This window comes from Paraliobacillus ryukyuensis, from assembly GCF_003315295.1.
In the GTDB taxonomy this organism is placed as follows: domain Bacteria; phylum Bacillota; class Bacilli; order Bacillales; family Amphibacillaceae; genus Paraliobacillus; species Paraliobacillus ryukyuensis.
The window spans coordinates 25,735-50,182 of sequence record NZ_QNRI01000005.1; the positions used below are offsets into that span (position 1 = coordinate 25,735).

Below are 24,448 nucleotides of genomic sequence, written 5' to 3' on the forward strand. Positions count from 1 at the left end.
TGCTGTTTTTGAATGAACCCTGTTAGAATAAAAAACATAGAGAGATTACCATTTTAAAGGGGTTAGTGCGGATGTCACAAACAAATTCCGTTTATGAGTCAATTGGTGGACATGACACCATTCAAAAATTAGTTCATGCTTTTTATAGCAAAGTGAAAAATCATCCAGAATTACAACCAATTTTTCCTGATGATTTAACCGAAACCGCTCGGAAACAAACACAGTTTTTAACACAGTTATTTGGCGGTCCACCTTTATATAATGAAGAACATGGCCATCCTCGCTTGAGAATGCGTCATTTACCATTTGAAATAACACCTATTCGTCGAGATGCATGGCTTTTCTGTATGAAACATGCATTAGATGAAGTTAACATTATGGAACCGTATCGTTCATTTATATTTGAACGATTAACGAAGACAGCACACCATATGGTAAATACAGCTGAGAATAAGAAAGGAGAATCGATGTGAGCTGGAATTTATCTGGGCCATCAAAACAGACAACGGCGCAGCTTAGCTACTTTGATTTTCTTCAAAAACCAATTGAAATTTATATTTTTGTTGATCCACTCTGTCCCGAATGTTGGTCGTTAGAACCATTGTTAAAAAAACTAATGCTTGAATATGGTCGTTTTTTTACCATTCGATTCATTATAAGTAATCAAACATCAATGGTTGACCAAGAGAACATAAAGATCGAGCGTTTAAGGCAACAATGGGAAAAAACAGGTCATTTATCTGGTATGTGTTGTGATGGTGACTTATGGTTAGAAAATCCAATTAACTTTCCAACTACTGTTTCTATCGCAATTAAAGCCGCTGAATTACAAGGAAAGAAAGCTGGTAAGAAATTCTTACGGAAAATGCAAGAATATATCTTTTTAAATAAATGCGATATGTCAATTGAAGATAATTTAGTAAATTGTGCTGAAGAAGTAAAGTTAGATATTGAAGAGTTTAAAAAAGATTTACATTCCAATTCTGCTAAAAAGGCATTACAATGCGACATTAAGTTAGCGAAAGAAATGGAAGTTGACTACATGCCTTCTATCGTTTTCTTTAATGAAGCAATTGATGATGAAGGATTAAAACTTTCAGGTATTTACCCTTATGAAGTTTACGTAAAAGTTCTTAAACAAATGTTGGATAAAGAAGTTAAACCAGCAGAGAAACCTGGTTTAGAAGAATTTTTAGCACATTTTCAATTTATTGCAACAAAAGAAGTAGCCGTTGTGTATGACTGGTCGATTGAACGTACAGTAAAAGAATTGCGCAAATTACAATTAAAACAAATTGTACAAGAAGTGCCTGTAAAACATGGATCTTTCTGGGAATATGCAAAATAAGAATGGCAGAAGTTTTGCTATAGCAAAATTTCTGCCATTCTTATTTATAGAACAAAAAAGAGTATACAAACTGTATACTCTAACTTTTTCCTAACCCTAGGAAAAAGGGGGATGGGAGAAAGTTTCAGGTCAAACAAAGGGGTTTTGTTTGTTAAACATCTCACAATTTAAATATACCAAGTTCTTCTATACGTTGCAATGACTTGTCGCTTCATTTCACAGAACTGTCAAACTTCTAATTATTACCTTCTTATCATACAAATTACTAACTGGCTTTTAACAGGAGGAGAGAACATTGCGCGCATATGCACACTGGGTATTTTTATGTTTGACTTGTATTGCATTCATTGTAAATATTTTTGGTCTAATGAATTTAATTTCTAAATACATTACCCTCCCTTTTTTGTTCATTTGTATTTACCTTACTTTATTTTCATTTACTCATCGGAATACCTTTCGAGGCAAAAAATGGAGTTGAGCATCGCTCAACTCCATTTTCTACTCTATTTATGCTTCCATCTTGTCTAGCAAAGCTTCCATTTCATTTAGTTTCTCTTCAAATACATCTAATGCTTGTAAAATAGGTGTTTTCTCTGTCATATCAACACCGGCTTTTTTTAATACTTCAATTGGATAATCACTACTTCCAGCTTTTAAAAAGCCTAAATAACGTTCTACTGCAGGTTCTTTTTCATTCAAAATTTGTGAAGCCAATGATAGTGCAGCAGCATATCCTGTCGCATATTGATAAACATAATAATTATAATAAAAATGTGGGATTCTGGCCCATTCTAAACCTATTTCATCATCGATATGAATTGCATCACCAAAGTATTTTTGGTTAAGTGCATAATATTCTTTGGTTAATTTATCAGATGTCAAGGCTTCTCCGTTTTGGACTTCTTGATGAATCAAATGCTCAAATTCAGCAAACATAGTTTGACGGAATACCGTGCCACGGAAACCTTCTAAGAAATGATTTAATAAGAATAATTTCTCTTTATCATCTGTCGTTTCTTGGATCATGTATTCGTTCATCAATGCCTCATTACAAGTGGAAGCAACTTCAGCTACAAAAATGGAATAATCACCATAACGAAATGCTTGGTTTTCTCGAGTATAATAACTATGTAACGAGTGACCAAGTTCATGAGCAAGTGTAAATACATTGTTTAAGTTGTCTTGCCAATTCATTAAGATATATGGATTTGTTCCATAAGCACCTGATGAATATGCGCCACTTCGTTTTCCTTTGTTCTCTTCTACATCAATCCAACGATTGTTAAACCCTTCTTTTACCCTTGAAACATATTCTTCTCCTAATGGAGCAAGTCCTTTTAAAATATGATTTTGTGCGGATTCATAGCTATACTTCATGTTCACATCTTTAACTAAAGGTGTATATAAGTCATACATATGTAATTCATCTAAAGCCAAGACACGTTTACGTATTGCTACATAACGATGTAATAAATCAATGCGTTCATTCACTGCTCCAACTAAATTGTCATATACTTTTTCAGGTATATTATTATTATCTAGTGCGGCTTGTCTAGCTGAATCATAGTAACGAACTTTTGCATTAAAATTATGTTTCTTGACTGCACCTGATAATGTGGAGGCAAAGGTGTTTATAAAATTACCATACGTATCGTACATTGCTTTAAAAGCATCTTTTCTTACTACTGGGTTATCAGACTCTAGAAAATTAATATATCTACCATGCGTTAACGCAACGTATTCGCCATCTTCTCCTTTCACATCAGGGAACGTTAAATCAGCATTGTTTAACATCCCAAATGTTTGGGATGCATTATCCGTCACTTCAGAAACTTCAGCTAATAAAGCTTCTTCTTTTTCTGATAAAATATGCGAACGTCTTCTTGTAATTTCAGTTAAAGCTTGACGATAGTGCATTAGTTCAGGTATCTCATTAAAAAATTGTTCTAAAGTGGACTCTTCTATTTGCAAGATTTCTGGTACGATAAAACTCATTTGACTGGCAGCTTGTGTGATCAAACTTTCCGCTTTAGCATTAACTGCTTGATAAAAACTATTGGTTGTATCTTGGTCATAACGCATATGGGCATATGTATACAACTTGCCTATTCGTTCAGAAATGGTATCTTGTAAAACGAGCAAATCATATAAATTGCTTGCTTTGTCTGCAAGCGTTCCTTGGTATTCTTGAAATTTTGTGATAGCACTCTTTAGATTATTAAGTTCTTTTTCCCATGTCTCATCACTTGAAAAAATATCTTCCAACCGCCATGTATTCTCGACTGCTACCTCTTCTCTTGTTTGTAAACGTTGATTTTCAGCCATGTTACAAAAAACCTCCATTTCTTCTTTAGCAATTTCGTTTTTCATACTATTACTATATCTTACTATTATAACGTAATTTCTAGAATTCATGTTTCATTTTGCTTATTTTTCCTAATTTACTTAAAATAATTTTATCTGCTGCTAGTGCTTGCTCTATCGTTGCATGTGGTTGGAAATCAGTATTCCAATGATACAAATTTGAGGTGGTTCGTTTTACAATATCTAGGTAAAAGAGTTGATTGAGATATTCAAGAACAGGAGAATGTGTTGGAGAAATAAGGGGAAATTGGTTAGCGTTCTGTTCGTAACGTATTAAGAATTGAGAACATTCCCTTACAGTAAAAGTTTTCTGCTTCATTAATAAATCAATACAAAGCCTACTTTGCCAATTCCAAGATGGAATAGTCATTTTCCATTGACTTATTGTTGGTAAGTGAATATAAGAGGGTAGCTGACTAGGGACCAAACGATGTAAATACAACCATTGTAGCCAATGACGTTCATCACTATTGGGGTGTTGATTTAATCGTAAACGCCACCGCTTCTTTTCTTGGATCCAAAAAGTATATATTGGTTGACTAACGTGTTGAAGTCTAAATATATTAGTAAAACGGATATTAGAAAGTGGATGAAACCTAATACTACCAGTGGCATATGTTAAATTTGTAAAATAAATATTATGGATAATTGCAAGTTGTTTGGTGTGGGGGCAGTAGTAAAACATAGCGGTAGGTAAGTGGTTACTTAGCTGATGGATAAAATAGTGATCGACGGAGGTAAGACGAAGTTTTTCATTTTGCTTTCGCTTTAAGCGATTCCCGCCTAAAATCCAAATAGGAACGATGCCTAGATGCTGATAACCCCTAGTCCTTGTTAAAATTTCTTTTGCACCTATTTGGGCGCATTGGTATTCAATCGCAATTTTTTTATTGGTTGATGTTATAAATAGATCAGGACGTTGTTTTATAGCGGGTAAGTACTTTTCTAATTCCACATGATAACCTTGGTTGAAAAACCAGTGAAAAAGATCCAATTTTCCTTGTTCATGGTAACTTCCTTCTCCCTTGGCAAATGCACAGCTGCTACTTGCTTGATGAGCAAAATGAGGAACTCTCTTTTCACCACTTTTGATGATGACTTTTTCATGACAAGAAGGACAATAAAATGTTATGTTCTTTTTTAACTTTAACAGCTTTATTTGATTCTTTGTTAATGAAGCTAATACATAACTCTCTCCTTCACTAGATAGAGCCTTTAACATAAAAATAAACGCCTCCCTTAATCTTTTTCCCTATATCTATTCTCTATTCGACATTACCAGTAATATTCCTTCTAAAAAAAAAAAGAGTTGTCTATAATTGACAACTCTTGGACCCTCTTTATACTTATTTTATTTAACTGCGCTTTTGATCCATTGATACCAAGTTAGCTATTAGGAAAGTATTTTCTAACCTGTGCCAGTACATCCTCAGCAAAGATCACTTTACCATATTCATCTAATAAATGCATTGTGATATTCGTATCTAGACCGTATTCTTGCAATTGGCTAACAATATCATCTTGTTGATCTTCATCTAAATATACATCATCAAATTGGACTAATAAGACGTACTTACCTTGATAATAATATAAGGTATCTTGTGCACCTTCCATATTAAAATTGCGATGGCTTAATTGTATGATATCTTCAAAATCATTAAATCGAATAATAGAAATTAAATTCTCGTCTATAGATGAATAGTACTCATCTTCTTGATCGTCAGACGAATCATCACCAAATTTTTCATCAAGCAATGACTCTATTTTCTCATCCATTGGTACATCTAAATTACCTGCTTCTGTAGGTAACTCCAAGTTTTGCCCATCTTTAGAAAGTTTAGCCTTCGTAACTACAATTTCTAAACCTTTATCTAATGCTTGTACTTGAATCCATAATGGCCCATCTATATTAAATTCATCTTCATTATAATTCACTTCATCCATTACTTGCCAAAATAGTTGTTCGCTTTTCTCACGGTTATACCATATCTCTTCTCGATCAAATCCTCTATTTTCGATATCCATATAAGAAATATAAAACTTCACCGTATTCTCATTAATTCTTTCAATTTCCATTTTTCATTACCTCTCCCTTCTAAAATATATTAGGTGGAAGGGATAACTTCACCTATTATACCTTACCCAATTTTTACGCGATTTAATCATCTAACAGTTATAAAGAAACTTTACTCTATTTTATGATAAATTGTTGTAAAATGAAAATAGATATGCCTAAAAATTTTAATTTTTTTATCAAAAAGTCATATAAAATTTAAATTATGATGACACGGTGCTTGAAATATAGATTATCACAGAAAAACGCAGACCACCTAGGCGGTTCTGCGTTTATATTAATTAACCATACGTTGCGCTTCTCGTAAATGGAATGTACGAACTTTCCGTGGTAAAAATCTTCTAATTTCGTCTTCATTATAGCCAACTTGAAGTCGTTTTTCGTCAATAATAATTGGACGTCGAAGAATACCAGGATTATTTTGGATTACGTCGAATAAATCTTTCATCGGCATTTGATCAAAATCGACATTTAGTTTTTGGAATGCTTTTGACCTTGTTGAAATGATCTCATCAGTACCGTCTTCTGTCATTCTGAAAATTTCTTTAATCTCATCCAAAGTCAGTGTATCGGAGAAGATATTTCTTTCAACAAACGGAATATCATGTTCTTCTAACCATGCTTTCGCTTTCCGACAAGATGTACAGCTTGGTGAGGTATAAAGTGTTACCATGTTACTTCACTCCTCAAAATGTTATATTTTTTTTAATTTAAAAATTATTAAATTAAAATTACTTTAAATAGATATCTTACTTATAAGTATACTACAGCTGTCAATGTTACGATATACCTTCATACTATTTTACTTAGAAATTACTTATTTAATGCTAAAAAATATACGGTTATAAATATTATTCCACGTGCACAGCAACGTTAAACCATTTTTTAAAAATAATTTAACTTTATTATATATGATGTAGATATAATAAGCTAGTATTTTATCTCGAGTTAGAGGCTTTTCACTTCTTCATTACTAATTGAAAATAATGACGTGAGATCTGCTTGAATATGAATCAAAATCAGCTTCAAATCCGGTTCTCTGTCAAATTTCACTCCACCATCTCTTTTATTACACTTACATTAGTAATCATACTTGCACCTGAACCGCTGGGGAAATATACTCGCTTTCCTCGGGCACACAGGACGTGGGTCAGTTAGACGTTGTCACAGGACGTGACGGTTTTCGTCTAACTTCTAGCCGCTTTACAAAGTGGATCTTCGGCTCGTGGGACTGCGATTACTCGTCCCATCGAAAACATTTGCTGTTCTCGCAGGAGTCTCGTATATTACCTCTGCTTTAGGGGAACAAAAGAGAGGGGATTGACTGTGTTTTTTTTGCTTCGATGGAACCTTTGATAAATCAAGGGATAACACCACATTTAGTATAGAGCCTCAAATCCTCCATATTTATCTAGTATAGTAATATAAAAAAGGAAACCATTGTTAAACATCTTCATGGTTTCCTTCTGTATTTAAACTTTTTCTGTTAATATGTTAAAAATATCAGCTGATTCTCTGTTATTATCATACGTTAAAACTTCATCTGCAGGTTGGTATGCTTTACCGTATATTTCTTTATCCTTATACGTATGAATGTCTTCATACATTTTGCGCATTTGCGTAAATATTGTTTCTTCATCGTCATTGTTGGGGGTCCAATATAAAATTTCCATTTGGTTTTCTTCATTTGTGGCAAGAGAACGCCGGTTATAACCTATTGATTGAGCGTGCGTAAAACCTTCTCTTTTATAAAAACGCAAACGCTTTTCTGAATCGGTATCATCATAATCAACAGGTTCAACTTCTAGAATTATTGGCTTCCCTTTTTCTTTTAGTTTTTTTATTAGTTGGCGACCGAGTCCTTGACCTCTTGAACGAGAGGAGACATATACGTAATCAATAAACAAAAATGTATCGAATTCAGCGTACATTAAAACATGATCTGGACCTTCATCTTTATAATATACGTCTCCTTTTTCTTTTAAAAGCATTTCCATATGTTCTTTTGATTTCATTTCTTCAATTGGAAAATACTCATTTAGTTTTTTATACCAGTTCATCGATCTACTCCCTTTTCGTTTATTTTCTCTTATATCTGCCATTATTAAGTATAACGAACTCTTAATTATTTGTTAACCGCGCTTAATCAGCTTATAGAATGGTATATACTTATATTTGTTCGTATAGCTTATTTTATACATGTATAATTAAAAAAGCTCCCTTTTCATTAGTAAAAGGGAGCCTTTACACTTAATTTAATGGGGTATAATCTACCCCTTCAGTATATGAATTGCCAGCATTCCACAATAGAAACTCATTGATGCCGTTCTCATTTAAGGCTCGAATCTGCGCTTCAACTTCCTTCACACCATACTGCTTCGTCGCACCACTGTAGAGCCAAGGAGCTTCAAAATCTTGGATCCAAGGACGCGAACGTGGAGGAGTATCCAATTTGGACAATACTTGATTTTCTAGTTTGCTGTACTCATCCACCAATTTATATGGTTCTTTATCCGGAAAATCAATGCCAAAATATGGCGTCCAATGACTTGGATATATCATTGAAGAGATAACGTCTACATTGCTAGAGATTTTCGAAAAATTCTGCCCTATACCAGGTGTTTCCTCTACTGTCGCAGCATAACCAAATATGTCCACTGACACATCAACACCAAAGTCTTTTAATTCACCTTTAGCATAACTTACAAAATCTGTGACAGCTTGCACACGTTTTTTCACATTATTTAGATCTGAATCTTTATAGTCACCTAGTGTGTACTCTAATTCATCATCTCTTTTTTCAAAACCTTCTGGGAAGCGGACATAATCAAATTGAATTTCTTGAAATCCAAGTTTAACAGCCATTTTTGCAATAGCTAAGTTATATTCCCAAACCTCTTTTTTAAATGGACTGACAAATGAGTCTTCCTTTCCATTTGACCATACTTTACCATTTTCTTTAAACGATAATTCAGGCCGTTTATTTGCAAGTACGGAGTCTTTAAATACTACAATCCTTGCAATAGGATAGATACCTTTTTCCTCTAATTTCTTTAACATTTTCTTTGGGTCTTTAATATAATTTTGTGCTATATCATAGTAAGGTGAGTCTTTATCAGGCTTATATGTTAGATTCCCATGGTCATCTTTAATATCAATAACCATTGTATTTAGTTCACTATTATCAATCAAGTTAATGAGTTTTTCAAAGCGACTTCCGCCAGCAGAATGGCCTGTTACATAAACACCTCTTACAGCATCTGGATATGTAAATTCTAAACCTGAATCAAACATAAAACGAGCAAAACTCTGTGAAGTGTTATAGGTCGTTAATTGCATTTGCTTTTTGCTATGTGTTTTCCCCTGTAGTTTTTGGTTCTCCTCTGCATTTGTCACCATTGTTGGGATAAGTAGCAATAAAACTATGGTGAATAGCAGGAAACTTTTTAGATGCTTACTAGTCATTTTTTGAAACTCCCTTAAAGTTAATTTTTGCAGTGTCCTTTTATTATATAAGAGTTATCGACAAATTCATACATTCTCTCCTCACTTTTTGTTGAGTGTACCAAAAATTTAGATGAAGAAAAAGCTTTATGCATCTAAAAGATACATAAAGCTTTTCTATCACTTAATTTGCTTTATATGCTTCAAATTCTTTCGTTGTACACAACACCCAATGTCCGGGGGTTACTTCTCTAAATTCAGGCACCTCGCTAGTATCGTGATCGTTGGGGTCATACTCTGCACGAACACGATTTCTTTCATAGTCAGGATCCGGTAATGGAATTGCTGATAATAATGATTTTGTATAAGGGTGAAGCGGATTTCTATATAACTCATCACTATCCGCTAATTCGACCATTTTTCCAAAATACATGACAGCAATTCGATCACTAATATATTTCACCATTGATAAGTCGTGGGCAATAAATAAAAACGTAAGTCCACGATCTTTCTGCAATTTTTTCAACAAATTAACAACCTGTGCTTGAATTGATACATCAAGCGCTGAGATTGGTTCGTCTGCAATAATAAATTCTGGTTTCACTGCAAGTGCTCTTGCTACACCAATACGTTGACGCTGACCACCACTAAATTCGTGTGGATAACGATTGGCATGCTGTTTGTCTAAACCAACTAACTCTAATAATTCGTATACGCGTTCTTTTCTTTCATTTTCATTGTTAGCAAGATTATGAACATCAATACCCTCAGCAATAATGTCCATTACTGTCATACGTGGATTTAAGGAAGAGTATGGGTCCTGGAAAATCATTTGCATTTCACGATTGAATTTTTTTAATTCTTTGTTGCTTAATTTTCCTTGTACATCTTCACCTTTAAAAAGTACTTGCCCATCTGTAGCATCATAGAGACGAATAATTGTACGTCCTGTCGTGGATTTTCCACAGCCAGATTCACCTACTAATCCAAGCGTTTCACCTTTATATACATCAAAAGTTAGTCCATCTACTGCTTTGACGACACTCTTTCTACCTGTACGGAAGTGTTGTTTTAAATTTTTTATTTCTAATAGTTTTTCTCGTTCTTGACCCACTACATATCACCCTTTCCATCATTTGAGGCCATACTATCTATTCGTTTTTGAACAGATTCAGGTGGATCGATTTTTGGTGCTCTTTCATCTAAAAGCCATGTTGCTGCATAATGCGTGTCAGATACCTTAAACATTGGCGGCTGTTCCTCAAAATCAATATCCATAGCAAATTGATTTCTAGGAGCAAACGCATCCCCTTTAGGAGGATTAAGCAAGTCTGGTGGTGTACCAGGAATAGCATATAATTCTGAGTCATCACTGTCTAATGTAGGCATAGATCCAAGTAATCCCCATGTATAAGGATGTTTTGGATTATAGAAAATTTCATCCACTGTACCAATTTCAACAATTTTACCAGCATACATAACAGCCACACGATCAGCTACATTGGCTACAACACCAAGATCGTGGGTAATGAAAATAATAGAGGAATCCGTTTTCTTTTGGATATCTTTCATAAGATCTAAGATTTGCGCTTGAATCGTAACATCTAATGCAGTTGTTGGTTCATCAGCAATTAAGACCTTTGGATTACATGCTAATGCGATGGCAACAACAACACGTTGCCGCATTCCACCTGAAAACTGGTGTGGATACTGTTTAATACGCTCTTCAGCATTCGGTATTTTTACAAGTTTCAAAAGTTCTAATGCACGTTCTTTCGCCTGTGTCTTCGACATTTTTTGGTGCTTAATCAGACCTTCCATAATTTGTGTTCCGACTTTCATTGTAGGATTTAATGAAGTCATCGGATCTTGGAAAATCATTGATAAGTCTTTCCCACGAATTTTCTGAAGTTCTTTCTCAGATAATTTGGCAATATCTTTATCTTCAAAAAGGATTTCTCCTTCTTTTACATAACCATGAGGTTTTGGTAATAAACCCATCAAAGCTTTCGTTGTAACTGATTTACCAGAACCTGATTCACCTACGATAGCTAGTGTTTCGCCTTTATGCAAATCAAAATTAACACCTCTAACAGCTTTGACTTCGCCGCCATAAGTATTAAAGGATACATTTAAATTTTTAACATCTAAGATTTTTTTCAATTTTCACACCTACCCCTCTATTTACGCATTTTCGGATCAAATGCATCTCTTAATCCATCACCTAATAAATTAAATGCAATCATGATAACTGAGATTAAAATCGCTGGGAAAATTAACATATGCGGATATGTTGTTAGTGATTTAAATCCATCATCAATTAATGTACCTAATGATGCAGTAGGTGGTTGTAAACCTAAACCAATAAAGCTTAGGAACGCTTCGAAAAAGATAGCACTAGGAATTGTGAACATAGTATTGATGATAATTAAGCTAGCAACATTCGGAATTAAATGTCGTGATATAATTCTTCCATTAGGTGCGCCAAGAGTTCTAGACGCTAATACAAATTCCTGATTTTTTAATTTCAAAACTTCTCCACGAACAATCCGTGCCATACCAGTCCACCCAGTGATAGCTAAGGCTAAGGAGATAGAAACTATACCAGATCCCATTATGATAATCATCAAAATTAAAACAACCAAGTTAGGTATACCTGTGATAATTTCTATGATACGTTGCATCACGTTATCAGCTCGTCCTCCGTAGTAACCAGAGATACCACCATAAGCTACGCCAATTACTAAGTCAATTGCGGCTGCTAGAAAAGCAATAAATAAGGAGATTCTTGTTCCTTCCCAAGTTCTAGTCCATAAATCACGTCCTAGACCATCCGTACCAAACCAAAAATAAGTATCTTCCATATCTTTTGAAGCATAGACGTCATGCGTCGCTACGACTTTTGCTGAATCTTCAGTGCCATCGCCTTCTGACTTCACATCAAACGTAATATGCTCTTCATCATTTTTAAATCTTGCTAGACCTCTTTCTTTTGCTGCTTCAACGGTACTTGCCTCAATTGTTTCACTATCCGTACCATCTAGGCCTAACCAACCTATATTTTCTAACCCTTGAACTTTTGGTGGCATTTTTGCCCATGAAAGGTTTTGTGTTGTTGAATCATATTCATTCATTTGCCCTCCAAAAGCTGCCATTACAATAATTATGATCAGTACCACTAAAGAAATCATTGCAGCTACATTTCGTCTTAAACTTCTAAAAGCATCTTGAAGAAACGTGGTAACTGGTCGGTTAATTTTCTCGTTACTTTGTTGATTATCTTCAGTGAGCACAAATAAATGATCTAAATTCTTTTTGTTATCATCTGCCATTATTTGTCTCCCCCTGTCAAACGAATTCTAGGATCAACAATACCATAAAGTATGTCAATAATTAAAATAACTAAAATAAAGAAGAACGCAAAAAACAACGTCGTACCCATAATAATTGGATAATCATTTTGTGTAATAGAGTTAACAAACTGATCACCAATACCTGGAACCCCAAATATTTTCTCAATAACTAGTGTCCCTGTTAATAAAGAAACGGCCATCGGTCCCATAATTGTTATTAATGGAATTAATGCGTTACGTAAACCGTGTTTAAATACGACACCAAATTTACCGACACCTTTTGCTCTAGCTGTAGTGATAAAGTCAGATCCTAAAACTTCTACCATCTCAGTACGCATAAACCTTGCGGATGTAGCTAGAGGGAATATTGCTAGCGCTATTGTAGGTAAAATGGAATATTCAAACCCATCCCAAGTGGCGACTGGTAACCATTCTAATTTCACACCAATATAATATTGTAATAGCCCAGCAAATACAAATGATGGAATTGATGTTCCGAGGACGGCTATAATAGTTGAAGTAAAGTCGATCACACCATTATGATATACAGCAGCAATTAATCCAAATAATATTCCTATTACCGAACCTAGTATTAATGCTTGTAAACCTAATTGTAATGACGGACCAAATCGATCGAGAAGAATACCTGTTACTTCTCTGTTATCAAATTGGAAGGAAACTCCTAAATCCCCTTGAACCAAATTCTTCATATATGTGTAATATTGAACCGGTATTGGATCGTTTAATCCATATTTATCTAAAACGATTTCTAGTTGCGATTCAGATAATTTTTCTTGTGCGGCACCAAGTGGTGACCCGGGCATTAATTTCATAAGAAAAAAGGACACTGTGGCGATAATGAACAGTGTGATGATCATGTAGCCCAAGCGCTGTAATATATAACGAGCCATTTTTTCTCCTCCTGTGTTATTGTTGCAAATTTAAATTTACAGAAATTTTTATATTATTCGACAGTTTCTTTAAATTGGAAGAGAGAGAGCACCAATCAGTCTCAGAACTGAAGCACACTCTCTCTTCGAAACAAAAGTTATATAATTTTAACTTTTCATTTATTCAATATGAGCCCATTTATATTCGTATTGAGGTCCCGCTGGGTTAACGATAACACCTTGGATATCTTGATCCCAAAGTTGTGTACGAGCACGTTGGTACAGTGGAGAAATTGCTGCATCTTCTTGAATTAGAATTTTCTCAGCTTCTAAGAAAGCATCCCAACGAGCTGCTGGATCTTGTGCTAACTCACCGCTAGTAGAAGCGATTAGCTCATCATATTTTTCATTAGAATAACCCATGTTATTGTTTGGACCATCAGTAACAAACAAGTTCATAAATGTAAGTGGGTCAATATAGTCTGGTCCCCAACCTGAAACTTGTAAATCATAATCCATTTCTTCATTCAAACGAATACGTTCTTGGAAAGGAACAGATTTAATCTTAATAGTTAATCCAGGTAAAGTTGACTGTAATTGTTCTTGGAAATATTCAGCTGTTTTCTCAGCACTTTCCCCGTCATCACCTAGCATTTCAATTTCAACACTGTCAGTACCAAGCTCTTCTAAAGCTTTGTTCCAATATTCTTTTGCTTTTTCTTTATCAACTACTGGTACTAAATCGCCATTGATTTCACGGAAATCTTCACCAGTTTCTGGGTGGTTAACAAAGTTAGCTGGCACTAGACCACCTGCAACTACAGAACCGTTATTAAGAATTACATCTGTATAACCTTGTTTATCAATTGCTAATTGGATTGCTTTACGTACATTTAAGTTTGCTAAAGCTTCACTTCTTGTTTGGTTCATTTTTAGATAGAATAATGTTGGCTCTTCAATAACACGCATTCTTTCATCGCCTGCATATTGGTCAACATACTCTGCACTTAAACCAACCCGATCAATTTCACCAGTTTCATACATGTTTACTGCAGTTGAAGTATCTTTAACAATATCTAAGTTAATTTTTTCAAGATCAACTGAGTCTGCATCCCAATAATCAGGGTTTTTCTCAATGACAAAGTTTTGATTGTGGTTCCATTCTGTCATAGTAAATGGACCATTATAAAGAATTGTATCTGCTTCAAGTGCGAATTGATCGCCTTGTTCTTCAACGAATGCTTGATTTAATGGTAAATAAGTACCGAATGTAGCTAATGATTCAAAATATGGTGTTGGGTTTTCAAGTTCAACGACAAGTGTATAGTCGTCTTCAGCTTTAACACCCAGTTCTTCCACATCCATTTCACCTTGGTTAATTGCTGTTGCGTTTTTGATAACGCCACCCATCATGTATGGACCGTATGATGAACCTGTATCAGGATCTACAGCTCGTCTCCAAGAGTAAACAAAGTCGTGAGCAGTTACTGGGTCACCGTTTGACCATGTAGCATCTTCACGTAGATTGAATGTCCATGTTAAGCTATCTTCACTTACTTCATGATCAGTTGCAATACCTGGTTTGACTTCACCGTTTTCACCTAAACGATACAAACCTTCCATTGTAGCACCTAACCATTGAAAAGCGATAGCGTCGGTTGCCATTGATGGATCCATACTTGGAATCTCATCAACTTCAATTAAGTTCAATACTTGTTCTGCAGAACTTTCTTCTGCGTTTCCTTCTGAATCTGATCCTTCTGAAGAACTATCAGAATCATCACCGCCAGAACATGCAGCAAGGAAAAGTGTTAATACTAGTCCGAAAACTAGCAATAGCCAATTTGACTTTTTCATTGTCTTAATGACCTCCCCTAAATTTAAATTTTCTAAATATTTTGCAGATAAAATATCCACAAATTGAATTATACAAGTTTTCTCACAATTTTGCATTATTTTTTTACAAATAAATTTAATAAAATTTTAAAAACCTTGCTACAATAAGGGGTTTTTAGCCTAAAATAGGTAATTGTGCCTAGTTAGTATTTTTACAATCTGTTTACATTTTTATTTTTCACCCGGTTATCGTTGGTTTTTTTTATTATTTGAATGTGGACGATATGCTATACTTTGTTTGTCTAAAAATAAAATAGGATGTGAAAATTTGAAACGTAGTAAACCAATTTTAGTTTTTTTCATTCAGATCTTTTGTATTATTGTTTTAGCTTATATATTAAATAAAAATGCTTTATTATTGATGAATATTAATATATTTTTCTATGTTTCCTCCATTTATTTATTGCTGTGGTTACTTTTCTTTACTATTAAAGGCGGTTTTTTTGACGGTATTGTCTATAGTTTTAGAAAAGTTGGAATGAGCATTTTTAGCAAAAAAGCAGCCGTTGAATGGGAAGATAAACCTTCTCCTTCTGAACAAGTTCACATGCGATTGGTTTCCTTTTTTCGCTTTCAAGCTTTAGGTTTAATAATTATTTTAATTGCATTGCTAATCATTTACTATCAGTAGTATTGCATCTTTTTTTTTTATTATATATAATTAAGAAAATATGTAGGCGTAGATGAAGCATAGGATTTATTCCCGCTGGTTAAGTAGAGAGTCTGACATGGTGAAAGCAGACACCAAGGAATAATGAAATTGGGGCTTTGGAGTTGTAGTTTTTACTACCGTAAATTAGGCGTTAACTATGCTAGAGAGATCTCATATTCTTGAGATAAGAAGGGTGGCACCGCGTATTATCGTCCCTTTTTTATTCGGAATATGTTTTTTTTTATAATAAAATTCGCTTAAAAAATAACGAAAAGGATGAATTTACCATGCAAACGATATTCTCAGGTATTCAACCAAGCGGCTCTTTGACGCTTGGAAATTACTTAGGCGCTTTAAAACATTTTGTTGACTTACAGGAAGACCATAACTGTTATTTTTGTATTGTCGATGAACACGCTATTACCGTTCCACAAGATCGATTGAAGTTACGCGAAAATATTCGCTCTCTTGCTGCACTTCATTTGGCTGTTGGTATTGACCCAAACAAATCAACCATATTTATTCAATCAGAAGTTTCTGCACATACGCAATTAGGATGGATTATGCAGACCATAAGCTATATAGGTGAGTTAGAGCGAATGACGCAATTTAAAGATAAATCATCCGGAAAATCAGCTGTTTCTTCAGCATTATTAACTTATCCACCTTTAATGGCATCGGATATTTTACTGTATAATACAGATATTGTTCCGGTTGGTGATGATCAAAAACAACATTTGGAGTTAACGCGTAATCTCGCACAGCGGTTTAACCAAAAATATAATGATATTTTTACTATCCCAGAGATCCGTATTCCTAAAGTTGGTGCACGTATTATGTCTCTACAAGAACCTACCAAAAAAATGAGTAAATCCGATGAAAATCAGAAAGCATCGATCTTTATACTCGATGATCCAAAAAAAATTGAAAAAAAAATAAAAAGTGCTGTTACCGATTCTGAAGGAATTGTCAAATTTGATAAAGAGAACAAACCAGGTGTTAGTAACTTGTTAACGATACATGCCAGCTGTACTGGTGAAAGCATTGAAGCCTTGGAGAGAAAATTCGCGAATACTGGCTATGGCGTCTTTAAACAAGCCACAGCCGATGCAGTTATTGCGCTATTAGAACCGATTCAAAATCGTTATCATGAATTAATTCAGTCATCTGAATTAGATGAGATATTAGATCATGGCGCAGAGAAAGCAGCATTTACTGCAAATAAAACGCTCGCAAAAGCGAAAAAAGCAATGGGACTTGGAAGAGTAAAGAAAAAAAGATAATCATTTTATTTCAAATATATTTTAAAATTATAGATACCATCGAATAAGCAACCCCAAATCCCAGAAGAGTGGTTTTTGGGGTTGCTTATTGTTTTGTTTTATTTTTGCATGATCATTGTTCATTTGGTCTGCCTTCCCGCTCTGTATTATAAAAAGCATGTAGCCTTTAGATCTTATGTTGTTAAAGGCTACATGCTTTTTATCAGTTGTTTTTCACAATATCCGTTTATAAGTAGGTTTTTCTGCATTATTTTTCTCCAGTTGCCAAAGCTGTTCAAAAAAAGGTTGCCCTTTTATCATCTTTCGGCAAAATAGTTCATGTTCCGTTGACCATCCGTTTACGAGTGATAAATATAGTTCATTCCAAGCTTGTGCAAACGTCATTTTTTGAATTGCTTGATAATCATCAGGCTTCCATTCTGTCAACCAATATTGTGCTTCTTGCGGATTTTTAATTTGTTTTAACTGATCAAGAACCATCATAAGTAGTTGTTTTAAATGTCTTTCTCGTCTTGTTAATCCGATCATCACTTTAGGAGGTAAAGAAAGAATGTGATATGCCTTTTCTGATTCTGTTTCTAGTGTAAATTGACTTTCCTTTTGATCGTTTATTAAGTCAAGCACCAGTCTCTCTTGACGCGGAATCATTCGGCTTTTCCGTATCGGTATTTGATAACCTAAAGTATCAAATACGATGATATTGTTTCCGTCCGTCACAATACTCGCATATTCCACGGTTATTCTTTCTTGATTCTTTCTCAGGTACGTGCAGTTTTTAACCAGCTCTAACATTTTCTTAGGAAGATCAATTAAATCGTTTTCGATCTGATCAAATAACTCTGTATTGATGCGTAACACTGGAACTTGATCTAAAATTTCTATTCCATCGTGATTTCGCCATTCATGAAATGCACAAACATTGTAACCATTTTCTTCTCCTTCAAACCAATTCACCCATACATCATGTACATATTGCATATGTATCGTCTCACTTCCAATCATCAAAACAAATAGTTTAGCTATCAATTTTTTTATAGATTCTGAATAAACATTAACTTTTTGGTTTCGTTCTATCAATTTATTTAGCCATCAGTATAGCCAATTTTCATTTTTTTATTCATTTTATAATATGAGTTAGTTTTGGAATTGTTCCAGAAATGATCAATATTCCAATGATAAACAGATAACATTCACTTCTCGTGGCAATATATGTGACATATTCGATCCATGATAAACCTGCGGGGATTAAATTTAAATATAAAATAATGGTGACGCCCCCTGATACAGCTAGTCCAAAACCTATTAAAAATACACATAAGTACAGCATCACCAATTCCCCTTTTTCAGCTTGTCCTTTTTTCTATTGTATGAAGATACCGTAAAAAAATATGTAAAAAAAAACAGGCAGTTGATCTTTATCAACTACCTGTTCAGTATACTGCTTTACATTAATTGTATTGTTTAAAGATTAGCGTAGCATTATGCCCACCAAAACCTAGTGAGTTACTTAACGCTACTGATACGTCTGTTTTTCTTGCTTTGTTTGGAACATAATCCAAATCACAGTCTGGATCTGGCGTTTCATAATTTATCGTAGGTGGTATCACATTATCTGTAATAGATTTAATCGAAGCAATCGCTTCAATCGCACCAGCTGCACCAAGTAAATGGCCTGTCATTGACTTAGTTGAAGATATAGCAACATGATAAGCATGTTGACCAAATACAGTCTTCATGGATTTCGTTTCAAATGAATCATTCAATGCCGTGCTTGTGCCGTGAGCATTGATATAATCTATATCTGATACGTCCACTTCAGCGTCCTCGATCGCTTGTTTCATTGATCGAGCCGCACCTTCTCCTTCTGGTGCAGGAGCTGTAATATGGTAAGCATCACCGGCAGATCCATAGCCAATTATTTCGGCATAAATGTTGGCACCTCTAGCCAATGCTGATTCTAAAGATTCTAGTACTAGGATGCCTGCTCCTTCTCCCATAATAAAACCATCGCGATTTTTATCAAATGGACGACTTGCCGTTTTCGGATCTTCATTAAAAGATAAAGCTTTCGCCATCGAAAAGCCGGCAAATGACATATTTGTTAATGGCGCTTCAGCACCACCTGTTATCATTGCGTCTGCATCGCCACGTTCAATTACCTTAAATGCATCCCCAATTGAATTGGTTCCTGTTGCGCATGCAGTCACCGTACAGGAGTTAATTCCTTTTGCGCCTAACTGAATGGAGATTTGGCCAGCTGCCATATCAGGAATAAGCATCGGAACAAAGAATGGACTCACTCGACGGTAACCTTTTTCACTGAACTTTTTAAACTGTTCTTCGTAAGTTGCCATTCCACCGATACCTGAACCAACCCATACACCTATGCGAGATGCGTTTTCATCATCGATCGTTAATGATGCATCTTCCACTGCCATTTTTGCTGCACCTACTGCATATTGGGTAAATAAATCCATGCGTTTAGCTTCTTTTTTATCCATATATAGCGTTGGATCCCAATCTTTTACTTCAGCCGCTACTTTAGCAGGAAAATCATCTTTATTTACTTTGGTAACATAATCAATACCTGATTTACCTTCTACTAAATTTGTCCATAATTCATCTATTGAATTTCCCAATGGACTAACTGCTCCTAGTCCTGTAACTACAACTCGATTTTTTGTCATCTCTTTCTCCTCCTTACAACAAAAAAATACTTTTATTATACTAGCCTATTAAAAGCTTTCTGTTTTAGCAAGTATGATTTATTTGCCCCATTTTATGCCAACAGCGCCCCATGTTAATCCGCCACCAAAGCCAACTAACACGATGAAATCATCTTCTTTTACTGAACCATCCTCTACTGCTTCTGCAAGTGCGATAGGGATAGATGCGGATGATGTGTTCCCATATCTTTTTATAGAGGTGGCCATTTTTTCAACTGGAATGTCTAATTTGTTTCTAGCCGCTTCCATTATGCGTATATTTGCTTGATGTGGAATTAAATAATCAACATCTTCTTTCGTTAATCCTGCTTTTTCTACGACATGCATTGATGATTCTGGCATTTGGCGAACAGCAAATTTAAATACTTCTCGGCCATTCATTTGAATAAACTGGCCTTCTTGTTGCAAGAATTTACCACCACCGCCATCTGCCCCAAGTTCAAATGACAAAATTCCTCGCCCGTCAGTAACTTCACCGATAACAGCTGCACCAGCTCCATCACCAAATAGTACACATGTGTTACGGTCTTCCCAGTCAGTAATCTTCGAAAGCTTTTCAGCCCCAATAACGAGTATGTTTTTGTAAACGCCAGTATCAATAAATTGTTTAGCTGTTACGATACCGTACATAAACCCTGCACATGCTGCACTTAAATCCATTGCTGCTGCCTTCGTCGCACCTAAACGTTCTTGCAACATACAAGATACTGTAGGAAACGGCATATCAGGTGTCACTGTAGCTACTAAAATAAGATCAATATCCTCCGGTTTTATTCCTGCATCATCGATTGCACGAACAGATGCATGATAAGCCATATCCGAAGTATCAATATCATCGGCAGCTATACGACGCTCTTCAATTCCCGTCCTTGTTCGAATCCATTCATCACTTGTATCTACTATTTTTTCTAAATCATGATTAGTTAGTACTTTTTCTGGAACATATTTTCCTACACCAGTTATACCTGCTTGCATATTTATTCAACCCTCTCGATAGGAATTTAATAATCAATTAACATCAAATATTAAGACTTGGTACTAATATAATATAATAAAAAACGACTTAATAATCAAGTGTTGAAGAATTCTTCCAAAAAAAAGAATAAAAGACAAGTGCTTTATCTCATCTTTCATTCGGTAATAACCCTGTCTTTTTGTACTTTTCAATCTCTTTTTTAATTTCTTTCTGAAATGATTTGGGAACTTGTGGACTAAACGTTCCAAGTGAAACCACGTCATCTTGGAAATCATACGTGAAAATACCACCTGTCAATTCGCCTTCATTAAATTGGTCCGCAGCACGTACATAAAGCTTGTCTACATGTTGTACTGTACTTGTTAACACGGTAGATTCACCTAAATAGGCTTGATCTGTTACAAATCCGATCGCATATTTGGATGATTCTTTTGCTCGTTTGATGATCGAAGAACTAAAAGAATCGCCTGCAGGATAGAAGACATCAGCACCAGCTTCATTCATGTTGTTAAATATTTCTTCTGCACGATCAACATTATCCCAGTCATTAACAAAATTAACCATTACTTTCGCATCTGAATTTTGATAATTAACGCCTTCAAAAAAACCTTCAATTTCTGGTTGCCATTCAAATGCTCCGATAACACCAACTTGGTTATTGTTTGTCATTTCACCTGCTACCATACCAGCGAAAAATCCCATTGCATTTGAATCAAAGTGTAAACTAGTTAAGTTGTTTCCTTCGTAGGCACCATTAAAATAAACAAATTGAACTTCAGGATAAGTATCCTTTAAATTATCAAAGTATTTACCATAAATACTGCTGTGACCAAAAATAAGATTTACCCCTTGATGAACAAATTCATCAACAGCTTCTGTTACTTCAGATTGCGAATCTATTCCTTCTTTTAAAAAGACATCGACGTCATGGTCATCTTTTATTTGTAAAAGCCCTTGATAACCTTGGGAACCCCATGTTTGATCATTAATGGAGTGTTCAACAAGCATGCCAACTTTGTCGATCTCTCCATCTGAGTTACATCCTGTTAGTAGGGTTAAAGAAATGGAAAAAATAATAAGAAAGATGATGTTATTTTTCAATGAGTGCACACCCTTACTCTAAATAAGACTTCTATATTATTTTACCTGTTCCATTTCGAACAGTAAACGCAAAAAAAGATTACAAAAACATTACAATGTAAAATTTTTATATTGTTAGCAACTAATTGAGTGAATAATAAACGGTAGTTCTACTTGTTTTATTTCTGCTTTTTTATGTTTTATTTTAATAACCCCTGGGGTTAAGGAAGCTTTTAAAATATGGTATACAATTGAAATAAATACATCTAAATCCACAACAGGCGCTTCAATCTTGGAAGCTTCCACAGGGAAAAATTGCTGTTGCCAAACAACTCGATTATTCTGTTGCGTAAGCCATCTTCCTTCCAATAAGGGTAACTCTATAGAAGTAACTGTATTTTTTTTAGAAAGTAATTCTGAAGAATTGATAGCATAACAATCTCCTTTGTCTTCGAAATATTCGATAAGATCGGTCTCTTGACCAATAAATATAAAAGAGTAGTTAGCTAGGTTTGACTGTTGATCCTTCAAAAACGCTGCAATTGTCTCGTAATGAATAAAATTAGCATTACGTCCAACCATAAGGCTTGCATGCTCCGCTATTGGTTGATCAAGTTTATCAACTCCAACCACTTCTTCTCCTTGTTTTAATAAATAATCTACAAGATGAAAACCAATCGGTTGAAAAGCATCTTTAATAAGATACATCATTTACACTCCCAACACACATTCTATACGCATATGTAAAAAAGAATTACGAAAAGATTCACTTTATTTTAAAGCAAGTATTTGGTAAGATAAATATAGATTTTATAAATCGAGGTGAGAACCATGCGTTATCTTGGTGTAATTATTTGGTCATTTGCTATAAGTTGTGTTTTAGGATACGTATTATTAAGCATGGCAGGCAAAAGTTTTTCTCTTACACCAGTTCTTGTTTTAACCGTAACATTAAGTATTGTTGTCGCAATCGTCGGGGATGGTATTATAACAAAACAAGATGCTAGTGAAATAGCTGAATAGCTAGGTGGTTCCCCCCTTGCCAAATGACGTTGGTAAGGGGGGATTTTAAAGTGATTAAAACCAAGGAAGTACGCTTAAAGCAGTTAAAGCAGTTAGTGGAAGTATAAGCCTTCTAAATCGTCCACCTGGATAGTACGGTTGGTATGGTCCATATGGCGGTCTTGGTCCATATGGAGGATAAGACCCATAACCATATCCACCGCCATATCCGCCTCCATATCCATATGGAGAAAATCGTTGTTCATATGCCATGTCTGACTCCATATTTGGAATTGCAAGATAAACATTCATTTCATCTACGTCTGTAATAATACCATCAACTGTCGTACCATCTGTTGTTTCTAAAAGTACATAATGGTGCATATGATTTTTACACATATCGAACATATGATGAGATCGTTGTTGTGGTTTCATATAAACCCTCCCTTTCTTCATCAATAACTTATGCGATTAACTTAATTTTCGTGACAAGAGCACAGTAACCACAAACAAACATATTATCAATCGGGGGGATTTTCATGGAATTTTCAGAATCATTAGTACTACTGCTTAAATATGTCTTTTTTGGTTTAGTTCAAGGTTTTACTGAGCCAATACCTATTTCGTCTAGTGGGCATTTAGTTATTGTTCAGAACTTATTTAATTTGAAATTAGAAAGTCTTACATTTGAGATACTGGTGAATTTCGGTTCTTTAATTGCTGTATTAGCTATTTATCGAAAAGATATTATACGATTAGCTACGAATGGAATGACTTACATAACAAAAAAAGAGCCAAAAGCGAAAGATGATTTTAAATTTATTTTGTATTTGATTATTGCTACGGTTCCTGCTGGTGTAATTGGTATGCTTTTTGAAGATCAGATTGCCGACGTTTTTGACAAAAGTAAATATATAGGTATTACCTTGTTCGCAACAGGTATTGCACTTTGGATTATTAGAAATATACGCGGGCGGAAAAACGATGGTGCACTAACATGGAAAGATGCTATTATTGTTGGTCTAGCTCAATCTGTTGCATTAATTCCTGGTATCAGTCGTTCAGGCGCAACGATTGTAGCTGCTATGTTATTGGGTATGAAACAAGAGACAGCGCTTCGCTTCTCATTCTTATTATATATCCCTATCAGCTTAGGGACGATGTTACTTTCTGTTGATGATTTATTTAATGCAGATTTTCAAACCATGTGGCTTCCATTCTTATTGGCGTTTATTGCATCAATAATAGCAACCTATTATTCACTTCGTTGGTTTATGAATATTATGGCAAAAGGAAACTTAAAATATTTTGCACTTTATTGCTTTGTTGTTGGTGTTTTAGCTTTTCTTTTCTTATAAAT

Annotated in this window: 24 protein-coding genes; 6 read left to right on the top strand and 18 right to left on the bottom strand. The window is 34.8% G+C overall.

The window, feature by feature from the left end; all coding sequences use genetic code 11:
• Positions 1-71 precede the first annotated feature (71 nt).
• The gene (locus tag DES48_RS08820; RefSeq protein WP_113868568.1) at positions 72-473 is read left to right on the top strand and encodes a globin domain-containing protein; all 402 of its coding nucleotides are present in this window, start codon (positions 72-74) and stop codon (positions 471-473) included.
• On the top strand, positions 470-1,348 hold the full coding sequence (locus tag DES48_RS08825) for a ClpXP adapter SpxH family protein (protein WP_079709173.1): 879 nt from the start codon (positions 470-472) through the stop codon (positions 1,346-1,348). The genes DES48_RS08820 and DES48_RS08825 overlap by 4 nt, the downstream gene beginning before the upstream one ends.
• Before the next feature lie 507 nt (positions 1,349-1,855).
• On the opposite strand, the gene pepF is transcribed toward DES48_RS08825, so the two are convergent.
• The 11 genes from pepF to DES48_RS08885 all read right to left on the bottom strand — a co-directional run bounded on the left by pepF (position 1,856) and on the right by DES48_RS08885 (position 15,330).
• Positions 1,856-3,673: an oligoendopeptidase F gene (gene pepF, locus DES48_RS08835; protein WP_113868572.1), complete on the bottom strand. Its 1,818-nt coding sequence runs from the start codon at positions 3,671-3,673 to the stop codon at positions 1,856-1,858.
• Between the two features lie 79 nt (positions 3,674-3,752).
• A complete protein-coding gene (locus DES48_RS08840; protein ID WP_113868574.1) occupies positions 3,753-4,934 on the bottom strand; it encodes a competence protein CoiA in 1,182 nt (393 codons plus the stop codon).
• Positions 4,935-5,098: 164 nt separating this feature from the next.
• Positions 5,099-5,788, bottom strand: a complete 690-nt coding sequence (gene mecA / locus DES48_RS08845; RefSeq protein ID WP_113868576.1) for an adaptor protein MecA — start codon at positions 5,786-5,788, stop codon at positions 5,099-5,101.
• A 275-nt stretch (positions 5,789-6,063) separates the two neighbouring features.
• Complete coding sequence (spxA, locus tag DES48_RS08850; protein WP_113868578.1) at positions 6,064-6,459, bottom strand: transcriptional regulator SpxA; 396 nt, start codon at positions 6,457-6,459, stop codon at positions 6,064-6,066.
• Between the two features lie 799 nt (positions 6,460-7,258).
• Positions 7,259-7,846 (bottom strand): GNAT family N-acetyltransferase, encoded by a 588-nt coding sequence (locus tag DES48_RS08855; RefSeq protein WP_113868580.1) that lies wholly within the window; start codon positions 7,844-7,846, stop codon positions 7,259-7,261.
• Between the two features lie 190 nt (positions 7,847-8,036).
• Entirely contained in the window at positions 8,037-9,251 is a 1,215-nt protein-coding gene (locus tag DES48_RS08860; RefSeq protein WP_113868582.1) for a putative glycoside hydrolase, read from the bottom strand.
• Positions 9,252-9,414: 163 nt separating this feature from the next.
• A complete protein-coding gene (locus DES48_RS08865; protein ID WP_113868584.1) occupies positions 9,415-10,344 on the bottom strand; it encodes an ABC transporter ATP-binding protein in 930 nt (309 codons plus the stop codon).
• Complete coding sequence (locus tag DES48_RS08870) at positions 10,344-11,393, bottom strand: ABC transporter ATP-binding protein (RefSeq protein ID WP_113868586.1); 1,050 nt, start codon at positions 11,391-11,393, stop codon at positions 10,344-10,346. The genes DES48_RS08865 and DES48_RS08870 overlap by 1 nt, the downstream gene beginning before the upstream one ends.
• A gap of 17 nt (positions 11,394-11,410) precedes the next feature.
• Complete coding sequence (opp3C, locus tag DES48_RS08875) at positions 11,411-12,562, bottom strand: oligopeptide ABC transporter permease (protein WP_079709163.1); 1,152 nt, start codon at positions 12,560-12,562, stop codon at positions 11,411-11,413.
• On the bottom strand, positions 12,562-13,494 hold the full coding sequence (opp3b, locus tag DES48_RS08880) for an oligopeptide ABC transporter permease (protein ID WP_079709162.1): 933 nt from the start codon (positions 13,492-13,494) through the stop codon (positions 12,562-12,564). Before opp3b ends, opp3C begins: the two co-directional genes overlap by 1 nt.
• 159 nt (positions 13,495-13,653) lie before the next feature.
• On the bottom strand, positions 13,654-15,330 hold the full coding sequence (locus tag DES48_RS08885) for a peptide ABC transporter substrate-binding protein (protein WP_079709161.1): 1,677 nt from the start codon (positions 15,328-15,330) through the stop codon (positions 13,654-13,656).
• 307 nt (positions 15,331-15,637) lie between these two features.
• On the opposite strand from DES48_RS08885, the gene DES48_RS08890 reads away from it, so the two are divergent.
• Positions 15,638-16,000, top strand: coding sequence for a DUF3899 domain-containing protein (locus DES48_RS08890; protein ID WP_113868588.1), 363 nt, complete (start codon positions 15,638-15,640; stop codon positions 15,998-16,000).
• 308 nt (positions 16,001-16,308) lie between these two features.
• On the top strand, positions 16,309-17,304 hold the full coding sequence (gene trpS, locus DES48_RS08895) for a tryptophan--tRNA ligase (RefSeq protein WP_113868590.1): 996 nt from the start codon (positions 16,309-16,311) through the stop codon (positions 17,302-17,304).
• Between the two features lie 213 nt (positions 17,305-17,517).
• Here the strand turns inward: trpS and DES48_RS08900 are convergent, their stop codons facing one another.
• From DES48_RS08900 to DES48_RS08925, 6 genes are all read right to left on the bottom strand, one after another.
• Positions 17,518-18,282: a DUF3603 family protein gene (locus tag DES48_RS08900; RefSeq protein WP_079709990.1), complete on the bottom strand. Its 765-nt coding sequence runs from the start codon at positions 18,280-18,282 to the stop codon at positions 17,518-17,520.
• Between the two features lie 139 nt (positions 18,283-18,421).
• Positions 18,422-18,631 carry a YuzI family membrane protein gene (locus tag DES48_RS16665; protein ID WP_079709158.1) on the bottom strand — a complete coding sequence of 70 codons (210 nt, stop codon included), beginning with the start codon at positions 18,629-18,631 and terminating at the stop codon, positions 18,422-18,424.
• A 121-nt stretch (positions 18,632-18,752) separates the two neighbouring features.
• The gene (gene fabF, locus DES48_RS08910) at positions 18,753-19,991 is read right to left on the bottom strand and encodes a beta-ketoacyl-ACP synthase II (protein WP_113868592.1); all 1,239 of its coding nucleotides are present in this window, start codon (positions 19,989-19,991) and stop codon (positions 18,753-18,755) included.
• 78 nt (positions 19,992-20,069) lie between these two features.
• Complete coding sequence (locus DES48_RS08915) at positions 20,070-21,005, bottom strand: beta-ketoacyl-ACP synthase III (RefSeq protein WP_113868594.1); 936 nt, start codon at positions 21,003-21,005, stop codon at positions 20,070-20,072.
• A 148-nt stretch (positions 21,006-21,153) separates the two neighbouring features.
• Entirely contained in the window at positions 21,154-22,116 is a 963-nt protein-coding gene (locus DES48_RS08920; RefSeq protein WP_342769939.1) for a BMP family ABC transporter substrate-binding protein, read from the bottom strand.
• A gap of 105 nt (positions 22,117-22,221) precedes the next feature.
• Positions 22,222-22,794 carry an NAD-dependent epimerase/dehydratase family protein gene (locus DES48_RS08925; protein ID WP_113868596.1) on the bottom strand — a complete coding sequence of 191 codons (573 nt, stop codon included), beginning with the start codon at positions 22,792-22,794 and terminating at the stop codon, positions 22,222-22,224.
• Between the two features lie 123 nt (positions 22,795-22,917).
• Between DES48_RS08925 and DES48_RS08930 the strand changes: the two genes are divergently transcribed.
• Positions 22,918-23,109 (top strand): DUF2929 family protein, encoded by a 192-nt coding sequence (locus DES48_RS08930; RefSeq protein WP_079709154.1) that lies wholly within the window; start codon positions 22,918-22,920, stop codon positions 23,107-23,109.
• Positions 23,110-23,163: 54 nt separating this feature from the next.
• On the opposite strand, the gene DES48_RS08935 is transcribed toward DES48_RS08930, so the two are convergent.
• Positions 23,164-23,523, bottom strand: a complete 360-nt coding sequence (locus DES48_RS08935) for a hypothetical protein (RefSeq protein WP_211318484.1) — start codon at positions 23,521-23,523, stop codon at positions 23,164-23,166.
• Between the two features lie 104 nt (positions 23,524-23,627).
• Here DES48_RS08935 and DES48_RS08940 point away from each other — a divergent pair, with 104 nt between their 5' ends.
• Complete coding sequence (locus DES48_RS08940; protein WP_079709153.1) at positions 23,628-24,446, top strand: undecaprenyl-diphosphate phosphatase; 819 nt, start codon at positions 23,628-23,630, stop codon at positions 24,444-24,446.
• Positions 24,447-24,448 lie beyond the last annotated feature (2 nt).

Coding starts and splice junctions, on each gene's coding strand:
- DES48_RS08820 (WP_113868568.1), top strand. CDS start 72: ATGTCACAAACAAATTCCGTTTATGAGTCAATTGGTGGACATGACACC.
- pepF (WP_113868572.1), bottom strand. CDS start 3,673: ATGGCTGAAAATCAACGTTTACAAACAAGAGAAGAGGTAGCAGTCGAG.
- DES48_RS08840 (WP_113868574.1), bottom strand. CDS start 4,934: ATGTTAAAGGCTCTATCTAGTGAAGGAGAGAGTTATGTATTAGCTTCA.
- mecA (WP_113868576.1), bottom strand. CDS start 5,788: ATGGAAATTGAAAGAATTAATGAGAATACGGTGAAGTTTTATATTTCT.
- spxA (WP_113868578.1), bottom strand. CDS start 6,459: ATGGTAACACTTTATACCTCACCAAGCTGTACATCTTGTCGGAAAGCG.
- DES48_RS08855 (WP_113868580.1), bottom strand. CDS start 7,846: ATGAACTGGTATAAAAAACTAAATGAGTATTTTCCAATTGAAGAAATG.
- DES48_RS08860 (WP_113868582.1), bottom strand. CDS start 9,251: ATGACTAGTAAGCATCTAAAAAGTTTCCTGCTATTCACCATAGTTTTA.
- opp3C (WP_079709163.1), bottom strand. CDS start 12,562: ATGGCAGATGATAACAAAAAGAATTTAGATCATTTATTTGTGCTCACT.
- opp3b (WP_079709162.1), bottom strand. CDS start 13,494: ATGGCTCGTTATATATTACAGCGCTTGGGCTACATGATCATCACACTG.
- DES48_RS08885 (WP_079709161.1), bottom strand. CDS start 15,330: ATGAAAAAGTCAAATTGGCTATTGCTAGTTTTCGGACTAGTATTAACA.
- trpS (WP_113868590.1), top strand. CDS start 16,309: ATGCAAACGATATTCTCAGGTATTCAACCAAGCGGCTCTTTGACGCTT.
- DES48_RS08900 (WP_079709990.1), bottom strand. CDS start 18,282: ATGCAATATGTACATGATGTATGGGTGAATTGGTTTGAAGGAGAAGAA.
- DES48_RS16665 (WP_079709158.1), bottom strand. CDS start 18,631: ATGCTGTACTTATGTGTATTTTTAATAGGTTTTGGACTAGCTGTATCA.
- fabF (WP_113868592.1), bottom strand. CDS start 19,991: ATGACAAAAAATCGAGTTGTAGTTACAGGACTAGGAGCAGTTAGTCCA.
- DES48_RS08915 (WP_113868594.1), bottom strand. CDS start 21,005: ATGCAAGCAGGTATAACTGGTGTAGGAAAATATGTTCCAGAAAAAGTA.
- DES48_RS08925 (WP_113868596.1), bottom strand. CDS start 22,794: ATGTATCTTATTAAAGATGCTTTTCAACCGATTGGTTTTCATCTTGTA.
- DES48_RS08930 (WP_079709154.1), top strand. CDS start 22,918: ATGCGTTATCTTGGTGTAATTATTTGGTCATTTGCTATAAGTTGTGTT.
- DES48_RS08935 (WP_211318484.1), bottom strand. CDS start 23,523: ATGAAACCACAACAACGATCTCATCATATGTTCGATATGTGTAAAAAT.
- DES48_RS08940 (WP_079709153.1), top strand. CDS start 23,628: ATGGAATTTTCAGAATCATTAGTACTACTGCTTAAATATGTCTTTTTT.